Source organism: Pseudomonas pergaminensis (assembly GCF_024112395.2).
Taxonomy (GTDB): Bacteria; Pseudomonadota; Gammaproteobacteria; order Pseudomonadales; family Pseudomonadaceae; genus Aquipseudomonas; species Aquipseudomonas pergaminensis.
Genome location: NZ_CP078013.2, coordinates 226,363 through 246,449, shown reverse-complemented (window position 1 = coordinate 246,449; position 20,087 = coordinate 226,363). Strand labels below are relative to the sequence as shown.

The following is a 20,087-nucleotide window of genomic DNA, read 5'->3' as shown; positions in this document are numbered from 1 at the left end:
GATCATGAAAAAAACACTGCTCTCCCACCCAGTCAAAGCACTGGCCCTGGCATTCGGACTGTTCAGCTCGGCGGTGTTCGCCACTGATGCAGCGTTGAAAATCGGCACCACTGCCGCCTTCGCTATTCCCCTGGAAGCCGCGGTGGCCGAAGCGGGCAAGCAAGGCCTGAAGGTCGAGCTGGTGGAGTTCACCGACTGGATCGCGCCCAACGTCAGCCTGGCCGCTGGCGATATCGACGTGAACTACTTCCAGCACATCCCGTTCCTGGAAAACGCCAAGGCCGCCGCCGGTTTTGACCTGGTGCCATACGCGCCGGGCATCATCAACAACGTCGGCCTGTATTCGAAGAAGTACAAGAGCATCAACGACCTGCCCGAAGGCGCCAGCGTGGCGATTGCCAACGACCCGATCAACAGCGGTCGCGGCCTGCAATTGCTGGCCAAGGCGGGCTTGATCACCCTCAAGCCGGGGGTGGGCTACAAGGCCACCGAAGAAGACATCGTCAGTAACCCGAAGAAGATCAAGATCCTGCAAGTCGAGGCCGTGCAACTGGTACGCGCCTATGACGACGCCGATCTGGTGCAGGGCTACCCGGCGTATATCCGCCTGTCCAAGACCTTCGATGCCGAGTCGGCACTGCTGTTCGACGGCCTCGACCACCCGGAGTACGTGATCCAGTTCGTGATCCAGCCCAAGAGCAAGACCGACCCGCGCGTGATCAAGTTCGTCGACATTTACCAGCATTCGCCCGTAGTCCGCGCTGCGTTGGATAAATCCCTGGGCAAGCTCTATCAGGTCGGCTGGGAAGATAAAAAATGACCGCCGCCCACTCTCAACTGCGCGACCTGGGCTTGCCGCCCAGGGACGCCGAGCAGACAGAACTGCACCCTGACCTGAACCGTGCCCACGTGCGCTTTATCAACCTGGGCAAGACCTACGACGGCACTGTGCACGCCTTGCAGGGCATCGACCTGGCGATCCAGCGCGGTGAAGTGTTCGGCATCATTGGTCGCAGCGGCGCCGGCAAGTCGTCGCTGATCCGCACCATCAACCGCCTGGAACAACCCAGCAGCGGGCGGGTGTTGATCGATCAGGTCGACATCGGTGACTTCGACGAAGACCACCTGGTGGCGCTGCGTCGGCGCATCGGCATGATCTTCCAGCACTTCAACCTGATGTCGGCCAAGACGGTGTGGCAGAACGTCGAGTTGCCGTTGAAAGTGGCGGGCGTTCCCAAGCCCCAGCGCGAGCAGAAGGTGCGCGAGCTGCTGGAGCTGGTGGGGCTGCAAGACAAGCACACGTCCTACCCGGCGCAACTGTCCGGCGGGCAGAAACAGCGCGTGGGCATCGCTCGTTCGCTGGTACACGACCCACAGATTTTGCTGTGCGACGAGGCCACGTCGGCCCTCGACCCGGAGACCACCCAATCGATCCTCGGCCTGCTGCGCGAGATCAACCAGCGCCTGGGCCTGACCATCGTATTGATCACCCATGAAATGGCGGTGATCCGCGAAATCTGCGACCGCGTGGTGGTGCTGGAGCATGGGCGTGTCGTCGAGCAAGGCCCGGTGTGGCAAGTGTTCGGCAACCCGCAGCATGAGGTCAGCAAGACCCTGCTGGCACCGCTGCAACATGGGCTGCCGGACGAGTTGCAAAGCCGTTTGCAGGCCAAGCCGGCGACCGTCGACGCGGCGATAGTGCTGCGGCTGCAATTCACTGGCAGTGATTCCGACGAGCCGGACCTGGCCGCGCTGTTCAGCGCCCTCGGCGGTCGCGTGCGCTTGCTGCAAGGCGGCGTGGAACGCATCCAGGGGCATGCCCTCGGTCAACTGCTGCTGGCGGTGAATGGCTCGCCTCACACCGCAGAAGAACTGCGCAACCGCGCCGGCAATTGGGCACAACAGGTGGAGGTGCTGGGCTATGTGGTTTGATCGTTTAGTGCAGGGCGCCATCGACACCTTGTTGATGGTCGGCGTGTCATCGTTGATTGCGTTGCTGGTGGGCATCCCGCTGGCGGTGTTTTTGGTCACCAGCGACAAAGGCGGCATCTACCAGGCACCGGCGTTAAACCGCGTGCTGGGGGCGTTCGTCAATCTGTTCCGCTCGATTCCGTTCCTGATCCTGATGGTGGCGTTGATCCCGTTCACGCGGCTGATCGTTGGCACCACCTACGGCGTATGGGCCGCCGTGGTGCCGCTGACCATCGCCGCCACACCGTTTTTTGCGCGCATTGCCGAGGTGAGCCTGCGTGAGGTCGACCACGGCCTGATCGAAGCGGCACAAGCCATGGGCTGCCGCCGGTGGCACATCATCTGGCATGTGCTGTTGCCGGAAGCGCTGCCGGGGATTGTCGGCGGGTTCACCATCACCCTGGTGACCATGATCAACTCGTCGGCCATGGCCGGCGCGATTGGCGCGGGCGGCCTGGGCGACATTGCCTACCGCTACGGCTACCAGCGTTTTGATACGCAGATCATGCTCACCGTGATTGTGCTGCTGGTGATCCTCGTGGCGGTGATTCAGTTGGGCGGTGATCGCCTGGCTCGGGTGTTGAACAAACGCTGAAATCAGGGGCATTCATCCAGCTGGGCAACGCTGGAGTGGGGGACGAAGGTGATGGTTTTTTCCTTGGCCTGCCATGGGCGAACACTGTAGCTCCCGTCCGAATCCGCCAGCACGCGCAGCTTGATGCTGCCCTCAGGTTTCTTGGCGTCGACCAGCATGCCGGGAACCTTGGCCCCCTCTGACCAGGTCATGACGGTACACATACGCCCTCCCGACGCGGAGGCTTGCAGCGGCAGGCCTCCCAACTTTGCGCCCGTCACAGGGATAAGCCCCAGCACGACCAAAAGCCCAAGGGCGGCCAAGGATGCCAGCGCCACCGGGTTTTTATGATCGTTCATGCACGCCACAAGGCACGCCCCAAGCCCCTGAATCAGAAATAGCACCACTATTTCAGCCAACATGACAGGCGCAAACAGCACGACACTGTCGGAGTATTCGCCGAACGCGCGCGAGACAGGCACGGTGACCATCAGAACAATCAGCATCTGAATGACGCCGGCACTGGCACTCGCGATCCAGAACTCCACGGAAAGCTCGCGCCGCGCGATATTGGCCGGCCGGGCACGAATGATGATGCAGGTATAGGCCAGTACCGTCACAGCGATCGCCACTACCCAGCAAACAGTCTGAAGCGGTCCGCTTTCTGCGTTCGCGGACAGGTACACCGCCGATAACCAGAACACCGCCAGCACCACGAGACTGGCAGCCCAATGCATCAACAATCGACGATGTTGAGCCGTCGTCTCAGGCGATTGCCGACTGAGATTGAGTTGATCACTGAGCCGCGCGCCCGTGGCATTCATGCGCAGGAACAAGATGAATGTAGGCATCAGGATCGACGCCCCCATCATGCCGATGACAAATACCAACATGGCGAACATCGCCGGCAACGCCGTGAACGCAGCTGCCGACAAAATACTCAGCGGCACCTTTTCCACTTGGATGTATTGGTACAGATAAAGCCCGGCCACAGACAAAATGCCCACGGTCAAAGGCCATGCGCGCTCGTTGAGCCATAACAGTCCATTACTCAAGACATTGGAGTATCGATCCATTTTCTTTTGCTGAATGACGTTATCAGTCGGGGGTGGAGATGCCTGATCCATGGGTATACAACGCCTCTTCAAGTAAGACGCGAATGGTACCTAGAATCCTGCGGTCAGTAAGTCGGATGCTTACGCTGAATAGGCACTGAATTGCCCTACACAGGGCACACGTCTTTCAACTGAATCAGACGATGGCCTGAGGTATAGTCCAATGACCTCAGCCCAAGTGCGCCCTGCCATGAAACTTGCACCCCACGACCTCGACCAGATCACGTCCACCACCCTCGGCCACTACAACAAGGTGGCCGAGGACTTCCGTGAGGGCACCCGCGACCACGACGTGAGCCAGAACATCGATGCGCTGCTGCGGCATATCCAGGGTACGGCGCCCTTCACCGTGCTGGATTTCGGCTGCGGCCCGGGGCGCGACTTGCAGACCTTTACCCGCATGGGCCATATCGCCGTGGGGCTGGACGGCTCGGAGCGGTTCGCGCAGATGGCGCGGGAAGACAGTGGCTGTGAAGTGATGCAGCAGGACTTCCTGAAGCTGGACCTGCCTGCCGAACGCTTCGACGGCATTTTTGCCAATGCGGTGCTGTTTCATATTCCCAAACAGGAACTTCCCCGTGTGCTCAAGCAGATGCAAGGCGCATTGAAGCCGGGCGGCGTCCTATTCAGCTCCAACCCCCGGGGTGAAAACCAGGAAGGCTGGAATGGACCTCGGTATGGGTCGTATCACGACCTGGAGGCCTGGCAGGCGCTGCTGACGCAGGCAGGATTTGTAGAGCTGGAGCATTACTATCGCCCCGCAGGCTTGCCTCGAGAGCAGCAACCTTGGTTGGCCAGTGTGTGGCGCAAGCTTTAGCCGCCGTTACCTGGATAACGGATATGTACACCGCACCGCCGCCTTCGCAGGCAAGCCAGCTCCCACAGTTTTGGATCGCGGGGTTACAGTTGGAGAGCAGTCGTCTGCCAGGCCGCTGGCGGGAGTAAGCTCCCTGGCCAGAGGTCGAGCGCCGTACCCGGCGATTGCTATTGCACTTGATACACCAAAGCGCTCCCCCCCACATCAAGCACCGTCAGGCTATACCCCGCATACCCTTGTTTCTCCGCTGAAGAAAAATTCGCCACCAACCGCGTCCCATCGGCAAAGGTGGTTTCCTGCACCTGCCTATCCGCCGTCAACCAACGAAACCCCGTCATCGCCTGGGTCGCCAACCGTTGATGCAATGGCCGAAAAACCCGGTCCTGACGCTGTATCAACGGCAGCCGCTGCTTGAGCGTCGACGCACTCAAGTGATACAGCGGCGGCACGTTGTAGAGCAACTGCGTCAACTCGTTCTCAGCCTGCACATTGCTCAGCTTCAAGCTGTCGAACAGCCAGTGATGCGTGGTGATCACCGAGCCGTGGAACACTGCCTGGTACAGCGGCAGGCGCAGGGTCGGATCGAAATACACCGTACGATACGGCTCCTTCAACGGCACCGACTTGAAGAACACGGCGGGTTGCTCCGGCGGATACCAATTACCTACGTAATAAGGCGATTGCTTGTCCTGGGCCATCGCGTGATCTCCCCAGCCAATCACGGGCGTCTGCATGCCATGGGCGAACAGAATGCCTTCGGCGGTGATCGCGTTGCCGTCTTCGGAACCGGCGGGCAACTTGAGCGCGGTATTGAGCCAGCGCGAAGCGTCGATGTTGCCTTCGGCGTTCTGTGCCTGGGTCATCCGGGCGCCGTCACGGTAGCTGTCGAACACCATGCTGGTGGCGTAGGCATCGAGGAACCAGGCGTTGAAGCCCGCCTTGGCCTGGATAGCCTTTACGCGAGCCTCCAGCAGAGGCCGCACACAACGTGGGTCGGTGTAGTGGCCGGACTGCTGGAAACCGGTTTTCAGCTTGCCGTCCTTCAGCACAATCGCGCACTCGCGGTACGCCCTGCCGCCCAGGTGAGCGGTGGTCCAATCCGGGTTTTCCGTAGCGGACAACGCGGTTTCATAGGAGTCGTAAGGGGCTATCAAGAAGCCCGCGTCGACCCCGGCCCGGATCACCTCGGGGTGCCAGAGGCCGCCTTCCCAGCCTTCGCCCAGGGTCAGCAGCAAGCGCGGCAGGCCTGAGCTGCGCAGTGACTGGATCACCTGGCTGCCCCAATGCGCAGGGGTATCGCTGAGGGCCCCGGCAAAGTCCACGGCCAGTTCGCTACGCAACTCGCCATAGCGCGCGGCGAGCCGGGTCATGTCGGGTTCTTCTACCTGCCAGCTCTGCCGAGCCTTTTTGTTGATCGCGGCGTTCAGGCCCCGGAGCACGACCGTCTGCTCATAGCGATTCAAGGCGGCACCCTGCGCCAGGAGCTTGGCGGACTCCTTGTCCAACAAGCCCTGGAGTGCATGGCCGCGCAAGCGTTTGAGCAACAGCGGCCAATCGCGCACATCCTCGGGGGCCAGCAAGTCATTGCCCCACAAGTAGACATGACTGGCGCCCAGCAGCTTCTCGGCCTCGGGCGTCTTTCGCAGTTTGTCAGCCAACGTTTCATAACGGCCCTGCGCCACCAACCATTGGCGGTAGCGCTTGGCGCCGGCCAACGGATCGGCATCCCCCAGGTGCAACAGCAGGGTCATGGGTGCGGCCGGGTCGAGGGCTGTGAATTCATGGGCCACTGACAGTGCCATACCTGCCTGCCAGTGCAGGCGATTGTTGTACGGGTTGGTCAGCAACCAGTTCAAGGTGAAGCGCCCGTGGTCCAGCCCCCACAGGGGCAAGCTGAGGTCCTGGGTCGTGTTTAAATCACCTTGTTGCAGCAGGAAACCCTTCCACTCTGCATTGCCGGTGGGCACGTAATGCCCCTCGGCCAACGGCCACATCAGCCCCTCGCCCAGGGCACTCGCCGGTTGCTCGAGGATCGGCAGCTCACCCGCTTCCCGCGCCGTGATAGAGAGCAGCAGGTCGCGTTGCTCAAGGCTGGCGCTCACCCGAAAGGCGCCGTCATCCCATTGCCAGCTCGCTTGCTGAGGGTGGTGTTCAAGTTGGCTGACGGTACGGGCCACGACGCCGCTGGAAGCTTGCACCGTCGGTTGGCCGTTGGGCGTAACGCGGAGGGCCAGGGTTGCCGGGTCGAGCTCGACCCGCCACAGGGCGTTTTCCAGAACGGTGGCGAACGTCAGCGGCGAGAGGAAGAGACCGCAGAGCAACAAAACAGAACGCAGGTAGCGCATAGGACTGGACCCGAACGAAGTGAAGTCGGGAGGGTAGACCACTCTATGACTGGCGGGGGCAACGCGTATCACCTCCGGACGTTTCCCACGGTATAAAAGGTCAATGAGCATCAAGCTGTGGGAGCGAGCTTGCTGTGGCGAGAGCACCTGAACACCACAGCAAGCCTCCACATTTCTAACTGCGTTTTTCCTGCTGCTCCTGCTTGGGCTCGCGGATTTTGTACCAGGCCACGTAGAGCGCCGGCAGGAACAACAGCGTCAACAAGGTGGCGATGATGATCCCGCCGATCATCGCGTACGCCATCGGCCCCCAGAACACTTCGCGGGCGATGGGAATCATGCCAAGGCTCGCAGCAGCGGCCGTCAGCAGGATCGGCCGGCGCCGATGTTCGGTGGCTTCCACCACCGCATCCCACGGCGAATAGCCGGCCACTTCATATTCATGAATCTGCGTCACCAGGATCACCGAGTTACGGATGATGATGCCGATCAACGCCAGAATACCCAGGATCGCCACAAAGCCCATGGGCGTGCCCGTGGGAATCAGCGCCAGTACCACGCCAATCAAGCCGAGCGGCGCCACACTGGCCACCAGGAACATCTTCTGCACGCTGTGCAGCTGAATCATCAGGAAGGTCGCCATCAGGAACAGCATCAGTGGCACCACGCTGGCAATCGGGCCCTGGGCCTTGCCGCTTTCCTCCACGGTGCCGCCAGTGGCGACCTTGTAGCCCACCGGCAGGCCGGCGCTGAACTTGTCGATCTCAGGCTTGAGTTGCTTGACCAGGTCGGTGGGTTGCATCTCGTCGCGCACCGACGCCTTGATGGTGATGGTCGGCTTGCGGTCGCGACGCCACACCAGCGGCTGTTCCAATTCATAGCGCACGGTGGCGAAGGCCAGCAGCGGGATGGAAGTGCCGTTGGGCGTGACAATCTGCAGGTTCTGCAAGGTTTCCGGCGTACCACGCTCGGCGTCTTCGGCGCGGCCGACCACGTTGATCAGGTAGATATCATCGTGTACCTGCGTGACCGAGGCACCGCTGACTACGCTGTTCATCAACTGCGCGACGTCTTCCGACGACAGCCCCAGTTGCCGCGCCTTGTCCTGCGCAATGTCGATACGCAGCACTTTGCCCGGCTCGTTCCAGTCGTAAATGATCTCGCCCAGGTGGGTGTTCTTATCCAGCAGGGTCGCCAGTTCGATGGCGTGTTTGCGCACCTGGTCGGTGTCTTTGCCCGACACGCGATACTGAATCGGCCTACCCACCGGCGGGCCCATCTCCAGCGGCTGCACGTAGCTGCCGATGCCCACGAAGTCATCGCGCAGGCGCTTTTGCAAACGCGCGATCAACTCGCCACGTTCTTCCAGGCCTTTGCTCACGATCACCAACTGCGCGTAGTAGGGGTTTTCCAGTTGCTGGTCGAGGGGCAGGTAAAAACGGATCGCGCCCTGGCCGATGTAGGTGCTCCAGCGCGCGATGTCCGGGTCGTCCTTGATGATCGCTTCCAGGCGGTCGACGGCCTTGCGGGTCTCGTTGATCGAGGCGTTTTGCGGCAGGTTCAGGTCGACGAGAATTTCCGGGCGGTCCGACGACGGAAAGAACTGGTTCTGCACGAACTGCATGGAGAACACCGACGCCACAAACAGTGCCACGGTGATGCCGATCGCCCACCAGCGGTTGCGCATGGCCCACAGCATGCCGCCATTGAAGGCGCGGCCGACCCGCCCTGGCTCAGCGCTGTGGGGTTTGACGTTGGCGCTGAGGATATGCACGCCGATCACCGGCGCAAACAGCACCGCCACCACCCACGACACCAGCATCGCCACGGCAATCACCGCAAACAGGGTGAAGGTGTATTCGCCCGCCGAACTGGCGTTGAGGCCGATCGGCACAAAACCCGCCACGGTCACCAGCGTACCAGTGAGCATCGGGAAGGCCGTGGAGGTATAGGCGTAGGTCGCTGCCTGTTCCTTGGTTTCGCCTTTTTCCAGGCGCGTGATCATCATCTCGACGGTGATCATCGCGTCGTCCACCAACAGGCCGAGCGCAATGATCAGCGCGCCCAGCGACACCCGTTGCATGGTGATGCCGCTGTATTCCATGAACACGAACACCAGCGCCAGCACCAACGGAATCGAGCATGCCACCACCAGCCCGGCGCGCATGCCGAGGCTGATAAAGCTCACCACCAGCACGATGATCACCGCTTCAAACAGCGCACTGGTAAAGCCGCCGACGGCCTCCTCCACCACCTCCGCCTGGTCGGACACCTTATGCACACCGACGCCCACCGGCAGGTCGGCGGTCAGCTCGTCCATGCGCGTGTGCAAGGCCTTGCCGAACGACTGGATATTGCCGCCCTTTTGCATGGCAATCGCCAAGCCGATCGCCGGCTTGCCGTTGAACCGGAACATCGGGCGCGCCGGGTCCACGTAGCCACGGCTGATCTCGGCAATGTCCGCCAGCCGATAGAACCGGTCGTTGAGCCGCAGATTGACGTTGGCCAAGTCCTTCTCCGAGGCGAACTGCCCCGACGTGCGCACCGAAATGCGCTCCGGCCCGGCCTCGATCACACCGGCCGGAGTTACCGCATTCTGCGATTGCAGGCTTTGCACGACCTGGCGTTGATCAATGCCCAGGGCGGCCAGTTTGCGCGTGGAGAAATTCAGGTAAATCACTTCGTCCTGTTGGCCGATCATCTCGACCTTGCCCAACCCCGGCACCGAACGGATCTCGGCGCGCACCTGCTCCACGTAGTCGCGCAACTGGCGCATCGACAGGCCGTCGCCGGTAAAGGCGTACACCGAGCCGAACACATCACCGAACTCGTCGTTGAACGACGGCCCCTGCAAGCCCTGGGGGAAAGTGCCACGAATGTCGTCGATCTTCTTGCGTACCTGGTACCAGATCTCCGGGATGGCCTTGGCGCTGGTGGTGTCCTTGAGGAACACGAACACCGTGGATTCACCCGGCCGCGTGTAGCTTTTCACGTAGTCGAGGGAGTCCAGCTCTTCGAGTTTTTTCTCGATGCGGTCGGTGACCTGCTTGAGCGTTTCTTCCTGGGTTGCACCCGGCCAGCGGGTCTGGATCACCATGGTCTTGATGGTGAACGAAGGGTCTTCCTCGCGGCCCAGGTTCATGTAGGAGAACACGCCCATCAGCAGCGCGACGAACATCAGGTACCAGACGAAGGACTGATGCTTGAGGGCCCAGTCGGATAAGTTGAAGCTCCCTTTCATCGCGGGCTGTCCTCGTCGATTTTGACTTTTTGCCCGGGTTTCAGGCTGTTCACGCCGGCGGTGACGATGCGTTCGCCGGGTTTGACGCCACCACTGAGCATGGCGCTGTGGGCGTCACGGCTGATCACGCTGACGTCGCGCGGTTGCACGGTCTGGTTCTGGGTATCGAGCAGCCAGATCCGGGTCTTGCCGTCGACCTCCTGCAAGGCGCTCAGGGGCAGTTCGATGCGGGGCGCGATGGCGGTGCTCAAGGTCACGCTGATCGCCGTGCCCAGGCGGAACGCGGGCGGCGTTTCGGCCAGGGTCAGGCGTGCTCGGCGAGTGCGCGTGGCGCTTTGGGCCTGGGGCTCGATCTCGCGCACGATGGCGGTGGTGTGCACGCTAGGGTCAAGCTGCCCGGCGACCAGGAACACCACGTCTGGCGGCAGGCGCTCGGCAAGGCCGGCCGGCAGATCGATCACCGCTTCCTTGATATCCGGGCGGGCCAGGGTCACCACTTGCTGGCCGGCGCTGACCACCTGGCCGGCCTCGGCATTCCAGGCGGTGACGATGCCCGCGTGGTCGGTGCGCAGTTCGGCGTAGTTGAGCTGGTCCTTGGCTTGATTGACCGAGGCCTGGGCCTGGTCGAGGGACGCCTGGGTGGTCTTCAGGTCGGTCTGGGCAATATCCAGCTGGGCCTGGGCGCCAACGCCACGGTTGAACAGCTCCTGTTGGCGGCGGGCGTTGGCCTGGGCGTTGATGTATTGCGCTTGCACGCGGGCCAGGTCGCCCTGGGCCGAGCGCAATTGGTTCTGCTGGTCGGTGGGATCGAGGACGGCGAGCAAGGCGCCCTTCTCCACCTCGGCGCCCACATCCACGGCGCGCCGGGCAATGCGACCAGGCACGCGAAAGCCCAGGTTACTTTCATAGCGGGCCTGGATGGTGCCAGCGAAGCGGCCAAGGTTTTCCTGGTCCTCGGACGTCACTTCCATGGACAGCACCGGGCGCACAGGCTCGGGCGGCGGTTCTTCCTTGGAGCAGGCCACCAGCAACAGGCTGGCGGCGAGTATCCCCGTCAGGCGCTTCATGGTTGGGCTCCTTGCTGGGCGATCTCGACCAGCATGCCGGGGTGCAGCAATTGCCCGCCGGCCACCACGACTTTTTCGCCGCCCTTGAGGCCGTCGCCAATGATGACTTTGCCGGTGAGGTAGCGCGCCACGGTGACTTTGTGCAGCTGCGCCTTGCCGTCGCCGTCGATCAACCACACGGCGGGCTCGCTGAGATCTTTGGTTAGCGCAGCCCAAGGTAATTCGATACTGGCCTTGGCCGGGCCGTTGGCGGTAGCGCTCACTACAGAACCCAACTCCATGCCCTTGGGCAACGCTTGCAGGGCGATTTTCACCTGCACGGTGCCCGTGTTGGCCGCCACGGCAGGCGTGACTTCACGCACTTTGCCCTGGACCTTGATGCTCGGGTTATCCAGCAGGCTGACGGTGATCGGCGCGTCCGGCGGCGGCTCCACCAGCAGCGACTCATAGACGTTGAACACCGCATCGCGCTCGCCATCCCGCGCCAGGCTGAAGATCGGCACGGTGGCCTGCACTACCTGGCCGACTTCTGCCTGGCGCGCGGTAATCACTCCCGGCGCTTCAGCGATCAGCGCGGTATAGCCGAGCTGTTCGCGGGCATTGGCTAGTTGGGCCTGGGCGGCGGCGAGAGCACTCTGGCTGCTGCGCAACGCGGCCTGGGCGGAATCGTATTCGCTGCGGCTGGTGTAGCCCTTGGGCAAGAGTTTTTCCTGGCGCACGAAGGCGGCGGCCGTCTGTTTGACCCGCGCCTGCTCGGCCACGACCTGGGCCTGGGCGGAATCGACGTTGGTCTGCAAGTCTTTGGGATCGAGCTTGGCCAGCACTTGCTTGGCGGTCACACGGTCGCCCACGTCCACCATGCGCTGGATGATCTTGCCGCCCACACGGAAGGACAGATCGGTTTGCACACGGGCCTGGATATCGCCGGTCAACGTGACTGCTGCGGCAAAGTCCGCCGGCTGCACGGTCTGTACAAACACCCGTGAATGCTGCTTCGGTTCGGCATTGTCCTCGCTACAGCCGCTCAAAAGCGCCAGTAGGCCAAGGCCTAGAATAAAGGTGGAAATACGACCGCCCATGCAGGCTCCTTTTGCGTGATGCCGACTTGCCAGTGTGTATGCGACTGTGAGCTTAGTTGAGGGTTCCTTATCTGCATGGAGGCTCCCATACTCCAATGGTTCCCACGCCGACTGAATGCCCATGCTCAAGACCCTCGCGGTAGCCAATTACCGCTCGATCAATAAATTGGTAGTGCCCCTGGACCGACTCAACCTGGTCACCGGCCCCAATGGCAGCGGCAAGTCCAACTTGTACCGCGCCCTGCGCCTGCTGGCGGAAACCGCCCAGGGTGGGGTGATCAATGCGCTGGCCCGTGAGGGTGGGCTGGATTCGACCTTCTGGGCCGGGCCGGAGACCATTAGCCGGCGCATGCGCAGCGGTGAGGTGCCGGTCGAGCCCATCGTGCGTCAGGGCGTCAAACGCTTGCGCCTGGGCTTTGCCGGGGAAGATTTCAGCTACGCCATTTCCCTGGGGCTGCCGGAAAAAACGCTGTCCTATTTCTCGCTGGACCCGGAAGTGAAGAAGGAATGTATCTGGGCCGGCCCTATCTACCGCCCGGCCAGCCTGCTGGTGCAGCGTTCCGGGCCGATGGTGCGGGCGCGTGAGGGCCGCGCCTGGGATGTGCTGGCCCAGCACACGCCGAACTACCACAGCCTGTTTGATCAGGTTGGCAGCCTGCGCGGTTCGCCGGAGGTGTTGCTGCTGCGCGAAAGCATCCGTGGCTGGCGCTTTTATGATCACTTTCGCAGCGATGTCGACGCGCCGGTCCGCCAACCTCAACTGGGCACACGTACGCCAGTGCTACATCACGACGGGCGCGACCTGGCGGCGGCGTTGCAGACCATTCGTGAAATCGGCGATCCCGAGGCATTGCAGCGCGCAGTCAGCGACGCTTTCCCCGGCGCACGCTTGAATATCCAACCGTTGCAGGGTGGGCGCTTTACGATTGAGTTTTATCAGGAGGGCTTGCTGCGGCCGCTGTCGGCGGCGGAGTTGTCGGACGGCACCTTGCGTTACCTGCTACTGATCGCGGCGCTGCTCACACCTCGGCCGCCGACCATGATGGTGCTGAACGAGCCAGAGACCAGTTTGCACCCGGATCTGCTACCGGCATTGGCGCGCTTGATCATCCAGGCGTCCCAGCACTGCCAAGTGTGGGTGGTGTCCCATGCCAGCCGCCTGATTGCGGCATTGCAGCAGGATGAGGGCTGCAATTCGATTGTGCTGGAAAAGGTGTTGGGGGAGACGCGGATCGTCGGGCAGGGAATATTGGATGCACCCGCCTGGCATTGGCCGGAATAGGCGGTTGCTGTGCCGGCCTCATCGGGGGCAAGCCCCCTCCCACACTGGGTTGGGTTCACAAATTTTGATGTGTGAATACCGTCAAATGTGGCAGGGGGCTTGCCCCCGATGAGGCCAGAACAATCAATCAACAATCAGCCCTGCCACTTCCCGCCTTCAACAATCACACTCTCCGGCTTGGTGTCATCGCTCAGCTCTTTACGCACATACTGGTCGTACAGCTTGAGCAGGAATTTCTCCTCGCCCAACTTGGCCAGCTCGGCATTCACCCAGTCGCGCAGTTCGATGTTGCCCTTCTTCACCGCGGGTGCAATCGGCGCTTCATCACCCAGCTTTTCTTCCAGCACACGGTAGCCCGGGTTCTGCTTGGCCCAGCTGAACAGCACAAGGTTGTCCTGGGCATAGGCATCACCACGGCCGGCAGACAACGCCTGCAACGACTCGGAGTTTTTCTCGAACTTGAGCAGTTTCCAGTCCGGGTGGTTCTTGGTCAGCCAGATGTCAGCCGTGGTGCCGGTGGTCACGATGGTGGTCCGGGTAGCCAGGTCATCCAGGCTTTTCACCGCGCTGTCGTTGGGTACCAGGGCCTGTACCGCAACTTTCAAGTTGGGGTTTGTAAAGTCCACCGCTTCCTTGCGCTCCGGGGTCACGGTCATGTTGGCGAGGATCAAATCGACCTTGTCGCTCTGCAGGAACGGAATACGGCTGGCCGGCTCGACGGCAACGAACTCGACCTTGTTTTCATCGCCCAGCAGGTCTTTGGCGAATTGGCGACCGATGTCGGTATCGAAGCCTACGTAACGGCCAGCTTCGTTCACAAAACCAAACGGCGGTTTGTCGGTGAAGACACCGACGATCAGTTTGTCACGGGCCTTGATCTTATCGATGTAACTGACAGCGGCAGGTTTTACAGGCTCTTCGGCCTTTTTATCGCAGCCGGCCAGCAGAGCGACGGCAAACAGTGGCAGCAGTAACTTTTTCATATCAGCTCCAGTTCCTTGGTTTTCTTGGGCAGTGTTGAAACAAAGGAGAACTTCTCCAGGAACTGCTGCGCTCGTGCGGTTTGCGGGTTCGTAAAGAATTCTTCGGGGGTGTTGTGTTCAAGGATGCGACCGGCCTCCATGAACACCACGCGGTCGGCGACGGCGCGGGCGAAAGCCATTTCGTGGGTAACGATCAGCAGGGTCATACCATCGCGGGCCAGGCCCTGGATCACTTCCAGCACTTCCTTGACCATCTCCGGGTCGAGGGCGGCGGTGACTTCGTCAAACAGCATGACCTGAGGGTTCATGCACAACGAGCGGACGATAGCGATGCGTTGCTGTTGGCCACCGGACAACTGGCGCGGGAAGGCGTCGCGTTTGTCGGCAAGGCCTACACGGTCGAGCAGTTTTTCTGCCTGTTCACGGGCTTCGCGGGGATCGCGTTTTTGTACCTTCAAGGGGCCGAGCAGGATGTTGTCGAGCACGCTCATATGCGGGAACAAGTGGTAGCTCTGGAACACCATGCCCACGTCCTGGCGTACCTGGCGCCAGTCGGTGCTTTTGTCCAGAAGCTGCTTGCCGGCGAAACGCAGGCTGCCGCTGTGCGCGACTTCCAGCCCGTTGAGGCAACGCAGCAAGGTGCTTTTGCCGCAGCCGCTGGGGCCGAGGATCACCACCACTTCGCCACTTTGCACACTCAGGTCGATGCCCTTGAGCACCTGCTGGTCGCCAAAGAATTTGTTGAAACCCTGGAACTCGATCAATGCGCTCATGCTTGGGCCCAGCGCCGTTCCAGCACCTTGGAGGCGGCCGACAACGGGTAGCAGATAAAGAAGAAAAACAGGAACAGCACGCCGTAGATCAGCACTGACTCATAGGTGCGTTCGATGATTTGCTGGCCAACCTTGATCACATCCACCACGCCGACCAGCACCGCCAGGGAGCTGGTCTTGATGATGCGCGTGTAGACGTTGATGGTCGGCGGCGTCATGCGTTTCAGAGCTTGGGGCAGCAGCACGTAGCCGTAGAGCTGCGGGTCCGAGAGACCAATCGACAACCCCGCTTCACGTTGCCCGCGTGGCAGCGAATGCAAGGCACCGCGCACCACTTCACCCACCTCGCTGGCGCCCCACAGTGACAGCACCAGCACCGCACACCAGAAACTCGGAATGCTCAGGCCGAAGAAAATCGGCAGCCCGAAAAACAGCAGGTACAACCACACCAACACCGGGATCGCGCGGAACAGCTCCAGGTACACCCGCAGCACCGCGTTGATCAACCGGTTGTTCAAAGTGCGCAGCACGCCATACAACACGCCGCCGATGGTGCTGAACGCGATGCTCAAGAACGAGATCGACAGGGTTTGCGCAGCGCCCTTGCCCAGTTGCGGCAACGACACCCACAGCAACTCAAGACCCGAACTGGCCATGCTGGAGCCTCCTTTCCAGGCGGCTGAGCAGCAGCGACAGTGGCAGGAACAGCAGCACGCAAATCAGCGTCAGCACGGCGAGCATTTCGTAGGTCTTGTAGTAGAGGGCGATGTAGCTCTTGGTGGTGTAGAGAATCTCTGGCACCGCCACGGCGGAGACGACGGTGGTCTCCTTGAGCAGGAAGATGAAGTTGGCGAACAGCGCCGGCAGGCTGAGGATGCCGGCCTGGGGCAGGATCACATGACGCAGCAGCTGCCAGTCGGACAAGCCGATGGACTTGCCCGACTCGATCTGCGCCAGCGGCACCGCTTCCACACCTGCGCGCAGCACCTCAGTGAGGTAAGCGCCGCCAAGGAAGGTCATGGTGATGATCGCCGCCCAGAACCCGGAGATATTGAAACCCAGGGCCGGCAGCGCGAAGTACACGAAGAACAGCTGGATCAACAGCGGCGTGTTGCGCGCCAGCTCCACATAGAGCGCCACCAGGCGCGACAGGTACGGCGTGCGAAACACCAGCATCGCCGCGTTGATCAGCGCCACCAGTAACGAGGTGGCAATGGCGATCAGGCCGACTTGCAGCGTCACGCCCACGGCTTTCAGAAACGCCGGGAGCGTGCTGAGGATAAAAGCGAAATCGAAGGTCATTTCCAGTCCATGACGCCGCAAGGGTAATGCAGCGAGCGCAATCCGATCCGGCATGGGTAACGCCGGGTAGCGCGAACTTTAAAGGTATAAAAAAGAAAATTTAAATACCTAAATAGCATATTGATATCACCCAAAAAGATAACCGCCGGATTCGCGGGTTTGACGGGTGACAGCTATGGTTGGAGGGTCTGAGATTCGAGGGATCGAACCATGAAAGAAGTGAAACCGATTGATCCGCAGGAGCTGGTGAAATGGTTGGTGGCGCTGCGGCGGGCAATCAACAGTCGCGCTCTCTAAAATACACCGCCGACAAAGGTGGGAGCTGGCTTGCCTGCGATAGCGGTGGATCAGCCAGCACGCCATTAGCTGACAAACCGCCATCGCAGGCAAGCCAGCTCCCACAGTTTTAACCGCATTCCAATGCCGAGCATAAAAAAACGCCGACGCTGTAACAGCCGTCGGCGTTCAAACCTTGAAGGGGGTTTTGTCTACATCAGAACGCAGGCACTACCGCGCCGTTGTACTTTTTCTCGATGAAGGCTTTGACTTCCGGGCTGGTCAGGGCCTTGGACAGTTTCTGGATAGCGTCGCTGTCCTTGTTGTCCGGGCGAGCCACCAGGAAGTTCACGTACGGCGACTTGGCGTCTTCGATGATCAGCGCGTCTTTGGCTGGGTTCAGGCCAGCTTCCAGGGCGTAGTTGGTGTTGATCAGGTCCAGGTCCACCTGGTCCAGCACGCGTGGCAGCAAGGCCGATTCCAGCTCCTTGAATTTCAGATGCTTGGGGTTGTCCTTGATGTCTTTTGGCGTGGCCAGGGCGTTGGTCGGGTCTTTCAGGGTGATCACACCGGCTTTCTGCAGCAGCAACAGGGCGCGGCCGCTGTTGGAGCCTTCGTTTGGAATGGCCACGGTGGCGCCATCTTTGAGCTCGGAAATGTTCTTGATCTTTTTCGAGTAACCGCCGAAGGGTTCAACGTGCACACCGACTACGGTGACCAGGTTGGTGCCCTTGCCCTTGTTGAAGTTTTCCAGGTACGGCAGGGTCTGGAAGTAGTTGGCGTCCAGGCGCTTCTCGGCCACCTGCACGTTAGGTTGTACATAGTCGGTGAAGACTTTGATTTCCAGGTCCACGCCTTCTTTGGCAAGGGTTGGCTTGACCAGTTCGAGGATCTCGGCGTGCGGGATCGGCGTGGCGGCCACCACCAGTTTCTCGTTGGCCTGGGCGAAGCTTGCAGTCAGGGCAGCCGCCAGTGCGGTAAACAACAGAACCTTTTTCATGCAGTGTCCTTATCGAAATTCCGGGGCGTCTCTGACGACCGTTTTTTATGAGGTGTGCCAGCGAAGTGCTATCGCGGCGTGGAAGGGACAATACCTAGATTTTTTATTCCCGAACAATATCTTTTATTCACGTTGATATTCCATTTTGTTCATGTAGGAATTTACGCAGAGTTTCCTGCTCGGCGGGGCTGGCACGCTGGAAAATACGCTGCACCTGTTCCAATGGCGAACCAGCGACCGGCAGGTTCAAATGCTCGGGCAGGATCTCGTCGCCGCTGCTCACCAGCAACGCGAAGTGAATGACGTTTTCCAGCTCACGAGTATTGCCCGGCCAGCTATGGTGCTCCAGCACACGCTGCGCGGCATCGCTGATCAGCGGCACCGGCAGGTCCAGACGCTGGCTGTAGATACCCAGGAAGTACTCGGCCAGGGACAGGATGTCACCCACGCGTTCGCGCAGTGCTGGCAAGTCCAGCCGCCCTTCGCTCAAGTAGTGAAACAAGCGCTCATGGAACTTGCCGGCTGCCACGGCCTGTGCCAGGTCGATGCTGGTGGCGGCGACCAGGCGCACATCCACCGGGCTCGGCTGATGGGCGCCGACGCGAGTGACTTCGTGGTTTTCCAGCGCGGCCAACAGCTTCACCTGGATCGGCAGCGGCAGGTCGCCAATCTCATCCAGGTACAAGGTGCCGCCATTCGCCGAACCGAACCACCCTGCCCGGCTGCTGGCCGCGCCACTGTGGGCACCGGCGGCATAACCGAATAATTCCGCATCGGCATAGGTCGGGCTGATGGCGCCGCAATTGACCGAGACAAACAGGCCTGTGCGGTCGCTGCCACGGTGGATGTGCCGCGCCAGCAACTCTTTACCACTACCGGTTTCGCCACGAATCAATACGGGCAAGGCGCGCGGCGCGAGGCTTTCGAGGTCTTCGCGCAATTGGCGCGAACGGGGATCGACAAACACCAGCGCCTTGGCGCGGATACTCAGCGGGCTTTTTTCCGCGTCGGGAAAGGTCAGCAAAGGCTGGCCGTAGGTTTCATGCAGACTCATGGCAGGCTCCCGCCCCAAATCCACTTAAGGGACGGGGCGTTGAAAAATGTTCAGGCAGTGCGCCGGGCGTGATGCTCAAGGCGACTTTGCAGGCGGTACAGGTAAGCAAATCCCTGCTCCCAGCGTTGGTGGCCAGACTTCACATTGATATGCCCGGCGCCGGACAGAATGCCGGCTTCGGCACCCCAGTTGCGCGCCAGCTCCAGGGCCCGAGGGGCGCTGACGGCACTGTCGTTGTCGGAGCTGACCACCTGGCTCGGAAACGGCAGCAGGTCGGTTGGAATGGGGGCGAAATTACGCAAGGCCGGCGCGCAAGCAGGACGTTCGACATCAGCCGGCGCCACCAGCAACGCACCGCGTACCTGACGCAAAAACCGCACCGGTGCAGTGGCCGCCCAGTGCGCCACGGTGATGCAGCCCAGGCTATGGGCGATCAGGATCACCGGCGTGCTGTCGGCCGCAATGGCCTCGGCCAGCGCGGCGACCCAGTCTTCGCGACGCGGGGTCAGCCAGTCGGCCTGCTCCACGCGGGCGCTATTGGGCAGGCTGTTCTGCCAGTGACTTTGCCAATGATCTTCTGGCGATCCTTGCCAGCCCGGCACGATCAGATAACGAATCGACTCGCTGTGCATGGGTGTGCCCTCCTGCAGCGTTTAACGTTGCTGAACAGTATAGGGACGGGTGTTATATTCGTTAAGGAATAAGAAGCTATTTATTAATAACCAAAAATACATATGGGTTTTACGCAAAAAAAAGGCCGCACCCTGCCAAGGAGACGGCCAAAAAATTGTCGAGGCATTTGCAACTAACGTGCGGTAATCACCGACAACTTGGTGATGCCCGCGCGCTCGATAGACGCCATGGCTCGCGCCACTTCGCCGTAGTTCACGCCATCGTCAGCCTGCAGTTGCACCCGCACATCGGGGTCCTTGGCCTTGGCCGCCTGCAGGTTGAACTCCAGCAGGTCCGGCTGGATTTCGTCCTTGTTGATAAACAGTTTGCCGGCGCCGTCGATGCTCACCACCAGCGGGTCCTTCTGCTCCACCGGGGCCACGGCCTCGGTCTTGGGCAGGTTGATCGGGATTGCGTTGGTCAAAAGCGGCGCAGTGACGATAAACACCACCAGCAGCACCAGCATCACGTCTACCAGCGGTGTGACGTTGATCTCGCTCAGTACCTCATCGCTGTCTTGGGTGGAAAAGGCCATC

At 61.0% G+C, this 20,087-nt stretch carries 18 protein-coding genes; 5 read left to right on the top strand and 13 right to left on the bottom strand.

What is annotated here, in order from left to right; translation table 11 throughout:
• The first annotated feature begins 4 nt into the window (after positions 1-4).
• From KUA23_RS01135 to KUA23_RS01125, 3 genes are read left to right on the top strand one after another with little or no spacing between them, the layout of a single operon-like run.
• Entirely contained in the window at positions 5-820 is an 816-nt protein-coding gene (locus KUA23_RS01135; protein WP_252993329.1) for a MetQ/NlpA family ABC transporter substrate-binding protein, read from the top strand.
• Positions 817-1,932 (top strand): methionine ABC transporter ATP-binding protein, encoded by a 1,116-nt coding sequence (locus tag KUA23_RS01130; RefSeq protein WP_078046362.1) that lies wholly within the window; start codon positions 817-819, stop codon positions 1,930-1,932. The genes KUA23_RS01135 and KUA23_RS01130 overlap by 4 nt, the downstream gene beginning before the upstream one ends.
• Positions 1,922-2,566: a methionine ABC transporter permease gene (locus KUA23_RS01125; RefSeq protein ID WP_016974994.1), complete on the top strand. Its 645-nt coding sequence runs from the start codon at positions 1,922-1,924 to the stop codon at positions 2,564-2,566. Before KUA23_RS01130 ends, KUA23_RS01125 begins: the two co-directional genes overlap by 11 nt.
• A 2-nt stretch (positions 2,567-2,568) precedes the next feature.
• Here the strand turns inward: KUA23_RS01125 and KUA23_RS01120 are convergent, their stop codons facing one another.
• Entirely contained in the window at positions 2,569-3,672 is a 1,104-nt protein-coding gene (locus tag KUA23_RS01120) for a hypothetical protein (protein ID WP_252993328.1), read from the bottom strand.
• A gap of 178 nt (positions 3,673-3,850) precedes the next feature.
• Between KUA23_RS01120 and KUA23_RS01115 the strand changes: the two genes are divergently transcribed.
• Complete coding sequence (locus KUA23_RS01115; RefSeq protein ID WP_078050851.1) at positions 3,851-4,477, top strand: class I SAM-dependent methyltransferase; 627 nt, start codon at positions 3,851-3,853, stop codon at positions 4,475-4,477.
• Positions 4,478-4,644: 167 nt separating this feature from the next.
• Here KUA23_RS01115 and KUA23_RS01110 read toward each other — a convergent pair whose 3' ends face one another.
• The 4 genes from KUA23_RS01110 to KUA23_RS01095 form a co-directional block, all read right to left on the bottom strand.
• Complete coding sequence (locus tag KUA23_RS01110; RefSeq protein ID WP_252993327.1) at positions 4,645-6,822, bottom strand: glycoside hydrolase; 2,178 nt, start codon at positions 6,820-6,822, stop codon at positions 4,645-4,647.
• A gap of 175 nt (positions 6,823-6,997) precedes the next feature.
• Entirely contained in the window at positions 6,998-10,063 is a 3,066-nt protein-coding gene (locus KUA23_RS01105; RefSeq protein WP_099491443.1) for an efflux RND transporter permease subunit, read from the bottom strand.
• Positions 10,060-11,130, bottom strand: a complete 1,071-nt coding sequence (locus KUA23_RS01100) for an efflux RND transporter periplasmic adaptor subunit (protein WP_099491445.1) — start codon at positions 11,128-11,130, stop codon at positions 10,060-10,062. Before KUA23_RS01100 ends, KUA23_RS01105 begins: the two co-directional genes overlap by 4 nt.
• Positions 11,127-12,209, bottom strand: a complete 1,083-nt coding sequence (locus KUA23_RS01095) for an efflux RND transporter periplasmic adaptor subunit (protein ID WP_078046357.1) — start codon at positions 12,207-12,209, stop codon at positions 11,127-11,129. Before KUA23_RS01095 ends, KUA23_RS01100 begins: the two co-directional genes overlap by 4 nt.
• 121 nt (positions 12,210-12,330) lie before the next feature.
• On the opposite strand from KUA23_RS01095, the gene KUA23_RS01090 reads away from it, so the two are divergent.
• Positions 12,331-13,491 carry an AAA family ATPase gene (locus tag KUA23_RS01090; protein ID WP_214498294.1) on the top strand — a complete coding sequence of 387 codons (1,161 nt, stop codon included), beginning with the start codon at positions 12,331-12,333 and terminating at the stop codon, positions 13,489-13,491.
• A 134-nt stretch (positions 13,492-13,625) separates the two neighbouring features.
• Here the strand turns inward: KUA23_RS01090 and KUA23_RS01085 are convergent, their stop codons facing one another.
• From KUA23_RS01085 to KUA23_RS01050, 8 genes are all read right to left on the bottom strand, one after another.
• On the bottom strand, positions 13,626-14,474 hold the full coding sequence (locus KUA23_RS01085) for a transporter substrate-binding domain-containing protein (RefSeq protein WP_071493188.1): 849 nt from the start codon (positions 14,472-14,474) through the stop codon (positions 13,626-13,628).
• Positions 14,471-15,247: an amino acid ABC transporter ATP-binding protein gene (locus KUA23_RS01080; protein WP_252993326.1), complete on the bottom strand. Its 777-nt coding sequence runs from the start codon at positions 15,245-15,247 to the stop codon at positions 14,471-14,473. Before KUA23_RS01080 ends, KUA23_RS01085 begins: the two co-directional genes overlap by 4 nt.
• Positions 15,244-15,903: an amino acid ABC transporter permease gene (locus KUA23_RS01075; protein WP_252993325.1), complete on the bottom strand. Its 660-nt coding sequence runs from the start codon at positions 15,901-15,903 to the stop codon at positions 15,244-15,246. Before KUA23_RS01075 ends, KUA23_RS01080 begins: the two co-directional genes overlap by 4 nt.
• On the bottom strand, positions 15,884-16,549 hold the full coding sequence (locus KUA23_RS01070) for an amino acid ABC transporter permease (protein ID WP_078046355.1): 666 nt from the start codon (positions 16,547-16,549) through the stop codon (positions 15,884-15,886). Before KUA23_RS01070 ends, KUA23_RS01075 begins: the two co-directional genes overlap by 20 nt.
• Before the next feature lie 493 nt (positions 16,550-17,042).
• Positions 17,043-17,825, bottom strand: a complete 783-nt coding sequence (locus KUA23_RS01065; RefSeq protein WP_028615272.1) for a MetQ/NlpA family ABC transporter substrate-binding protein — start codon at positions 17,823-17,825, stop codon at positions 17,043-17,045.
• Positions 17,826-17,952: 127 nt separating this feature from the next.
• Positions 17,953-18,879, bottom strand: a complete 927-nt coding sequence (locus tag KUA23_RS01060; protein ID WP_078046354.1) for a sigma 54-interacting transcriptional regulator — start codon at positions 18,877-18,879, stop codon at positions 17,953-17,955.
• 50 nt (positions 18,880-18,929) lie between these two features.
• Positions 18,930-19,511, bottom strand: a complete 582-nt coding sequence (locus KUA23_RS01055; protein ID WP_078046353.1) for an alpha/beta hydrolase — start codon at positions 19,509-19,511, stop codon at positions 18,930-18,932.
• A gap of 173 nt (positions 19,512-19,684) precedes the next feature.
• Positions 19,685-20,086: an ExbD/TolR family protein gene (locus tag KUA23_RS01050; RefSeq protein WP_010565408.1), complete on the bottom strand. Its 402-nt coding sequence runs from the start codon at positions 20,084-20,086 to the stop codon at positions 19,685-19,687.
• Position 20,087 lies beyond the last annotated feature (1 nt).

Bases quoted from the DNA above. Each gene is read 5' to 3' on its own strand.
- KUA23_RS01135 (WP_252993329.1), top strand. From the start codon at position 5: ATGAAAAAAACACTGCTCTCCCACCCAGTCAAAGCACTGGCCCTGGCA.
- KUA23_RS01130 (WP_078046362.1), top strand. From the start codon at position 817: ATGACCGCCGCCCACTCTCAACTGCGCGACCTGGGCTTGCCGCCCAGG.
- KUA23_RS01125 (WP_016974994.1), top strand. From the start codon at position 1,922: ATGTGGTTTGATCGTTTAGTGCAGGGCGCCATCGACACCTTGTTGATG.
- KUA23_RS01120 (WP_252993328.1), bottom strand. From the start codon at position 3,672: ATGGATCAGGCATCTCCACCCCCGACTGATAACGTCATTCAGCAAAAG.
- KUA23_RS01115 (WP_078050851.1), top strand. From the start codon at position 3,851: ATGAAACTTGCACCCCACGACCTCGACCAGATCACGTCCACCACCCTC.
- KUA23_RS01110 (WP_252993327.1), bottom strand. From the start codon at position 6,822: ATGCGCTACCTGCGTTCTGTTTTGTTGCTCTGCGGTCTCTTCCTCTCG.
- KUA23_RS01105 (WP_099491443.1), bottom strand. From the start codon at position 10,063: ATGAAAGGGAGCTTCAACTTATCCGACTGGGCCCTCAAGCATCAGTCC.
- KUA23_RS01100 (WP_099491445.1), bottom strand. From the start codon at position 11,130: ATGAAGCGCCTGACGGGGATACTCGCCGCCAGCCTGTTGCTGGTGGCC.
- KUA23_RS01095 (WP_078046357.1), bottom strand. From the start codon at position 12,209: ATGGGCGGTCGTATTTCCACCTTTATTCTAGGCCTTGGCCTACTGGCG.
- KUA23_RS01090 (WP_214498294.1), top strand. From the start codon at position 12,331: ATGCTCAAGACCCTCGCGGTAGCCAATTACCGCTCGATCAATAAATTG.
- KUA23_RS01085 (WP_071493188.1), bottom strand. From the start codon at position 14,474: ATGAAAAAGTTACTGCTGCCACTGTTTGCCGTCGCTCTGCTGGCCGGC.
- KUA23_RS01080 (WP_252993326.1), bottom strand. From the start codon at position 15,247: ATGAGCGCATTGATCGAGTTCCAGGGTTTCAACAAATTCTTTGGCGAC.
- KUA23_RS01075 (WP_252993325.1), bottom strand. From the start codon at position 15,903: ATGGCCAGTTCGGGTCTTGAGTTGCTGTGGGTGTCGTTGCCGCAACTG.
- KUA23_RS01070 (WP_078046355.1), bottom strand. From the start codon at position 16,549: ATGACCTTCGATTTCGCTTTTATCCTCAGCACGCTCCCGGCGTTTCTG.
- KUA23_RS01065 (WP_028615272.1), bottom strand. From the start codon at position 17,825: ATGAAAAAGGTTCTGTTGTTTACCGCACTGGCGGCTGCCCTGACTGCA.
- KUA23_RS01060 (WP_078046354.1), bottom strand. From the start codon at position 18,879: ATGAGTCTGCATGAAACCTACGGCCAGCCTTTGCTGACCTTTCCCGAC.
- KUA23_RS01055 (WP_078046353.1), bottom strand. From the start codon at position 19,511: ATGCACAGCGAGTCGATTCGTTATCTGATCGTGCCGGGCTGGCAAGGA.
- KUA23_RS01050 (WP_010565408.1), bottom strand. From the start codon at position 20,086: ATGGCCTTTTCCACCCAAGACAGCGATGAGGTACTGAGCGAGATCAAC.